The 5498-nt window shown below is 65.0% G+C and carries 6 protein-coding genes; 4 read left to right on the top strand and 2 right to left on the bottom strand.

Features of this window, described 5'->3' with window-relative positions; all coding sequences use genetic code 11:
- The first annotated feature begins 37 nt into the window (after positions 1-37).
- Positions 38-1093 carry a tetratricopeptide repeat protein gene (locus VJS90_RS13385; RefSeq protein ID WP_324122131.1) on the top strand — a complete coding sequence of 352 codons (1056 nt, stop codon included), beginning with the start codon at positions 38-40 and terminating at the stop codon, positions 1091-1093.
- A 111-nt stretch (positions 1094-1204) separates the two neighbouring features.
- Positions 1205-2881, top strand: a complete 1677-nt coding sequence (locus tag VJS90_RS13380; RefSeq protein ID WP_324122130.1) for an ATP-binding protein — start codon at positions 1205-1207, stop codon at positions 2879-2881.
- On the opposite strand, the gene VJS90_RS13375 is transcribed toward VJS90_RS13380, so the two are convergent.
- Complete coding sequence (locus VJS90_RS13375; RefSeq protein ID WP_324122129.1) at positions 2878-3330, bottom strand: nucleoside deaminase; 453 nt, start codon at positions 3328-3330, stop codon at positions 2878-2880. The genes VJS90_RS13380 and VJS90_RS13375 overlap by 4 nt on opposite strands.
- A gap of 145 nt (positions 3331-3475) precedes the next feature.
- Here VJS90_RS13375 and VJS90_RS13370 point away from each other — a divergent pair, with 145 nt between their 5' ends.
- Both VJS90_RS13370 and VJS90_RS13365 read left to right on the top strand, forming a co-directional pair.
- Positions 3476-4171 carry a type 1 glutamine amidotransferase domain-containing protein gene (locus VJS90_RS13370; protein ID WP_324122128.1) on the top strand — a complete coding sequence of 232 codons (696 nt, stop codon included), beginning with the start codon at positions 3476-3478 and terminating at the stop codon, positions 4169-4171.
- 132 nt (positions 4172-4303) lie between these two features.
- A complete protein-coding gene (locus VJS90_RS13365) occupies positions 4304-5104 on the top strand; it encodes a CSS-motif domain-containing protein (RefSeq protein ID WP_324122127.1) in 801 nt (266 codons plus the stop codon).
- A gap of 27 nt (positions 5105-5131) precedes the next feature.
- Here VJS90_RS13365 and VJS90_RS13360 read toward each other — a convergent pair.
- On the bottom strand, positions 5132-5498 hold a 367-nt coding region (locus VJS90_RS13360), incomplete at its 5' end, for a VOC family protein (protein WP_324122126.1).

Raw genomic sequence — 5498 nt, 5'->3', positions numbered from 1 at the left:
TCCCAAGCTCTGCCTTCCCTTTCGCGCGGAAGCCCTCATGCCAAAACGCCGCCTCTACCTGATCGCCGGACTGTCGCTGATCGTGGTGCTGTGGGTGGCCGGCTACCTGCGCGAGGACAACAGTCCGGCCCCTCCGGCCTTGCCCAGCCACAGCTACAGCAAGGCGCTGCGCCAGGCACACGAGGGCTTGCCGGGGGCGGCGCGGGTGCTTTATCAGCAGCTGCAACGCACTGACCTGGCGCCCATCCGCCGCGCCGCGCTTTACGCCGAATTGCCCAACTACCCGTCACCGCTGGCATTGAAACTGGCAAGCCGCGACCTGCAACACGAGGACCCGCTGGTACGCCGCGCGGCCGTCGGCTGCATCGGGCGCATGCTGACCACCGGGCAGCGCAGCCTGGTGCTGGGGCCGTTGCTCGACGATGCGGAGCAAAGCGTGCGCTTTGCCGCGGTCGATGCCTTGCTCGGTCTGGAGCCGGATGAGATCGGCCTGTACATCGGCCCGCTGCAGACCGCGCTTGAGCAGTACCAGCAGGCGCTGCAACTGCAACCGGAGGATGCCGCCGCGCAGCTGCGCCTTGCCCGCCTGTACCTGCACGAGGACGCCTTCGAGCAGGCGGCGGCCGCCCTGAAGCAAAGCCTGAAAACCGCACCCGACAGCCTGGACGCCCTGGCAGTCCAGGTGCGGCTGCTGGAGCGCCAGGGCCAACACGACGCCTCGCGCCAGGTGCTCGCCAAGGCGCTGGCAGTGCAACCTGAATCGGCCTTCCTGCAACATGAGCTGGGCGTCTGGCTGACCCGCCATGACCAGCCGGAGTACGCCCTTCTGGCCTTGTCCCGGGCGGTCGAGCTGGAGCCTGATAACACCGGCTACCGGCAGGCACTGGCGATCGCGTTGCACGGCCTCGAGCAGACCGAGGCGGCCCAGCGCCAGCTCGAGACCGTGCTCAGCCAGCAACCGGCCAACCGCGAGGCACGGGTCTTGCTGATCGAGTACTGGAAGCAGACCGGGCAACTGCAGAACGTGCAAGTGCTGCTCGCCCAGCTGGAGCAGCAGAATCCTGACGATCCACTGGTTCAGCAGGGCCTTTAGCCCCCTCGTGAAACCAGGTGGAACTGCTGCGTCAGCCCCGTGGTCCAGTGATCATGGCAGCAGCCAAAGGCATGCGCGGACGTAATGCCCAATGATCACAGGAGATTCACCTTGGCCGTTTCGTTGTCTGTGGACGAACGCGCCCTGATCCTTGCACCGGCACCCCTGGGAAGCGAGACGTCCCGGCATTTGTTGAGAGCAGGCATCGGGTGCCTCCATGCGACTGACATCCTCCAGTTCGAACAACTGCTGACAGAGGGCGTCGGCGTGGCGATCATCGCGCGCGACTGCCTTCCCGCCAATGACCAGACCCCCGTTCATCGCTTCATCCGGCAGCAGCCGCCATGGTCGGATGTGCCTGTACTGCTGCTGGCAATGACGACCCCGCCCACGCCGCCCGATGACACAACCCTCTGCGCTGACACATCCTGGGTAGATGCGCTGGGCAACCTGTTCCGCGTGCCCTGCCCGTTCGATCCCGAGAACCTCGTGCACCTGGCCGAAAGCGGATTGCGCGCGCGCCGGCGCCAGTACCAGGCCCGGGACCAGCAAGCGCACCTGCAGACACTGCTGGCCGAACAGAACCAGCGCCTGCGGGCCGAGGCCCAGGCGCTGCACCAATCCCGCAAGATGGAAGCCATTGGTCAACTGGCCGGCGGCGTGGCGCACGACTTCAACAACCTGCTCACCAGTATCGGCGGCAGCCTGGAACTGATCGGCAAGCGCCTGGAACGTGGCCAGACCGAAGGCCTTCAGCCACTGCTGACCCTGGGCAAGGACGCCGTGGGCCGCGCGGCGCGCCTGACCCACCGGCTGCTGGCCTTCTCGAGCCGCCAGTCGCTGGCCAGCGAGGCGATCGACCTGAGGACCCTGCTGCAAGCCCAGAAGCTGACCGAAACACCCGATACGCCAGTCAGCCTCGAGGTCGAGATGGAACCCGGCCTCTGGCATGTCGAAGCCGATGGACAACAACTGCAGGTCGCCCTGGACAATCTTCTGCACAATGCTTGCGAAGCGATGCCCAACGGCGGTCACCTGCGGATCGCCGCGAGCAACCAGCGCATCGATCACGACACGTTCGCCAGCCAGAACCTGGTCAGCGGCGATTACCTGCGCCTGAGCGTCACCGATGATGGCCAGGGTATGTCGCAGAGCACGCTGGATCGCGCGTTCGAGCCGTTTTTCACCACCAAGCCCGTTGGCCAGGGCATCGGCATGGGCCTGTCCATGGTGTATGGGTTCAGCAAGCAATCACACGGTCATGTGAGCCTGCACAGTGAAATCGGCCGTGGTACGCGGGTAGACCTTTATCTGCCTCGCTACCATGGCGACGTGTCGCGGCCAGCCCCGGTCGCCAAGGCAGCCAACCTTTCGGCAAGCCGGGATGTGCTGATTGTCGAGGACGACCCTGAGGTCCGGCAGATCGTCTACCAGGCGCTGGCTGAAGAAGGCTACCGCTGCGCGTTGGCAGGTGACGCCAGCGAAGCGTTGCCGATGCTGCGGTCCTCGCGGCCAATCGCGCTGATGATCAGCGACGTCGGGCTACCGGGAATGAACGGGCGCCAGTTGGCCGAGATCGCACGCAAGTTGCGGCCCAACCTGCAGATCCTGTTCATTACCGGCTTTGCCGAAACCGCCATGGCTCGCAGCGGGTTTCTCGACCCGGGCATGCAGCTGATCTGCAAGCCGTTCGAGCTCAGCCACCTGCAGGAAACGGTCGCCCGCATCCTGGGCAGGCAAGGGACCGGGCAGGCGCAGGCGAAGCCCACGTCCCGGCCAGACAGTTAGCGGCCGATGTCTTCATTCCACAACTGTGGCTGGGCGGCGATGAAGTCGCGCATCAGCGCCTGGCAATCGTGTGACTGCACGACCGAGACCTCCACGCCCCTTGACCGCAACAGCTCTTCCTCGCCGAGGAAGGTCAGGTTTTCCCCCACCACCACCTTGCCAATGCCATAGAGCAGAATGGCGCCGCTGCACATGGCGCAGGGTGACAACGTGGTGTAGAGCGTTGCTGCCTGGTAGACGCTGGCGGGCTGCCGGCCGGCGTTTTCCAGCGCGTCCATCTCACCGTGCAGGATGGCGCTGCCGGACTGCACCCGCCGGTTATGCCCACGGCCGATGACACGCCCTTCGTGCACCAGTACCGAGCCAATCGGGATACCGCCTTCGGCCAGGCCTTGGCGGGCCTCCTCGATGGCAGCCTGCATGAATTGATCAGGGGTAGTCGTGTCCATCTTGATCCTCGATCCAGGGTCCGTTTTTTCGCAGGCTAGCACACCGCCAGCCTGGCATGGCAGCGCCGCGCGCGGAGGCTATGCTGATTAGGTTTCATCCGTTCCCCAACGCCGGCGAGCCCTTCACAGTCACGGGAGTCTGGTCATGAGCAAGAAAGTCCTGGTGGTGCTGACCAACACGGCCAAGTATCCGACGATCAAGCGGGCCACCGGGCTGTGGCTGGGCGAAGCGGTGCACTTCGTCGCGCAGATGGAAACGGCAGGGTATGCGGTCGACTACGTGAGCCCCAACGGTGGCTACGTGCCGGTCGACCCCCATAGCCTGCAGCTGGCGGCCGACATCGACTGGCAGTGGTATACCGATAAGGCATTCATGAACCGTCTGGGGTCGACCTTGCGCCCTGGGCAGGCCAAGGCCGCGGACTATTGCGCCATCTACTACACCGGTGGGCATGGGGTGGTCTGGGACTTTCCCGACAATCACGAACTGCAGGCACTTTCACGGGACATATTCGAGCGTGGCGGCGTGGTGTCGGCGGTATGCCATGGCGCGGCAGGTCTGCTCAACATCAAGCTCAGCGACCACAGCCTGCTGGTGAGGGGTCGCCAGGTGACGGGCTTTTCCAACATCGAGGAGAAACTCGCCGAGCTCGACAAGGTGGTGCCGTACCTGACCGAAAACGAGCTGGTCGCCCGTGGCGGCATCTACTGCAAGGCCGAGGAGCCCTGGGCGGCCTTTGCCGTTGCCGACGGCCGGCTGGTGACCGGCCAGAACCCGGCATCCGGCCAGCTGGTGGCGCAAAAGGTACTGCAGGCCATCAACTCCCAGGGACAGGCCTGACGTCCCGATGTCCTGAATCCCTGCCACGGGTCTACCCGGCCTACATCCCTGGCCAGAGCTTGTCGTTAAGCTTGAGCTTCTTGCTCCCGCAGGCCCGCAGCCTTGGGAGACCATCATGTCGAGGGGTAGCTCATGGCTCTGAAACAGTGCGCAGGCCGCAGCCTGCTGGATCTTGTGTTGCTGATCGCGATCGGCATCGCGCCGGTGTTCTGCGGCTTGCTGATCATGCTGATGCAAGTCGACAGGAAGCTGGACGCACTGTCGCGCTTCGCCGCTCACGAAGCCGTCCACCGTGTCGACCAGATCATCGGGATGCTGCATGAAAACAGCAGCCGAACCCTGCACCTGAGCGGCGGCGCGTGCCTTGAGGTGGCGCAGCAACTGCGCAGTCATGTGGCCGCCAACCCCACCCTGCGCTCGCTGGCGCTCACCACAGGCAACAGGCGCTACTGCGATTCGGTCGAAGGCGAACAGACCTTGCCCATCGAGCCCAGGCGCTTCTCCAAGCACCGGTTGTGGCTTGAACATGCCAACGGCGCGGCCTCCTACCCGCCGATCCTCAACTACTGGCTGCGCGCGCAGCCCAATGGGGTGATCGCCCAGGCAGACGCCCGCACGCTGGTCGGACAACTGGAAGGCTTTGAAAATGGCATCCTGCTCCGGCTCGAGTTCGGACCGGACCACCTCTGGCCGCAATACAGCGAGGCCGACGCCCTGCCGCCCGACCAGCGTGAGCACCAGGCACGGGCGAGCTCCGAGCAGTTCGGCTATTCGGTGCAGGCCGGCTATCCGTTGGGGCACACGCGCGGCGAGATGCTGCAATGGATCGTCATGACCCTGCCATCGTTGATCCTGGTGGGTATCCTGACCAGCGCGATCGCCTACTGGGGCATGCTCAGGCAAGGGCCCCGCCGCCGGTCAGTCACGCCCTGAACGCGCGCGGCCGACCGGCAGCGCCGGTTACTCGACGCTCAGCACGCCACGGCGTACCTGATCGCGCTCGATCGACTCGAACAGGGCCTTGAAGTTGCCTTCACCGAAGCCGTCATCGCCCTTGCGCTGGATGAATTCGAAGAACACCGGCCCCATCAGGGTTTCAGAAAAAATCTGCAGCAGCAGGCGCTTGTCCCCCGAATCGGCGGCGCCGTCGAGCAGGATGCCACGGGCCTGCAGCTCGCCCACCGGCTCGCCATGCCCGGGCAGGCGGCCTTCGAGCATTTCATAGTAGGTAGCGGGAGGCGCGGTCATGAAGCGCATGCCCAGGGCCTTGAGCCGGTCCCAGGTGGCGACCAGGTCGTCGGTGAGGAAGGCCACGTGCTGGATGCCT

The organism is Pseudomonas sp. (genome assembly GCF_035277045.1).
GTDB lineage: Bacteria > Pseudomonadota > Gammaproteobacteria > Pseudomonadales > Pseudomonadaceae > Aquipseudomonas.
Note: the sequence above shows the minus strand (reverse complement) of the source record. Positions and strands in the feature narration are given on the sequence as shown.

Coding starts and splice junctions, on each gene's coding strand:
- VJS90_RS13385 (WP_324122131.1), top strand. CDS start 38: ATGCCAAAACGCCGCCTCTACCTGATCGCCGGACTGTCGCTGATCGTG.
- VJS90_RS13370 (WP_324122128.1), top strand. CDS start 3,476: ATGAGCAAGAAAGTCCTGGTGGTGCTGACCAACACGGCCAAGTATCCG.
- VJS90_RS13375 (WP_324122129.1), bottom strand. CDS start 3,330: ATGGACACGACTACCCCTGATCAATTCATGCAGGCTGCCATCGAGGAG.
- VJS90_RS13365 (WP_324122127.1), top strand. CDS start 4,304: ATGGCTCTGAAACAGTGCGCAGGCCGCAGCCTGCTGGATCTTGTGTTG.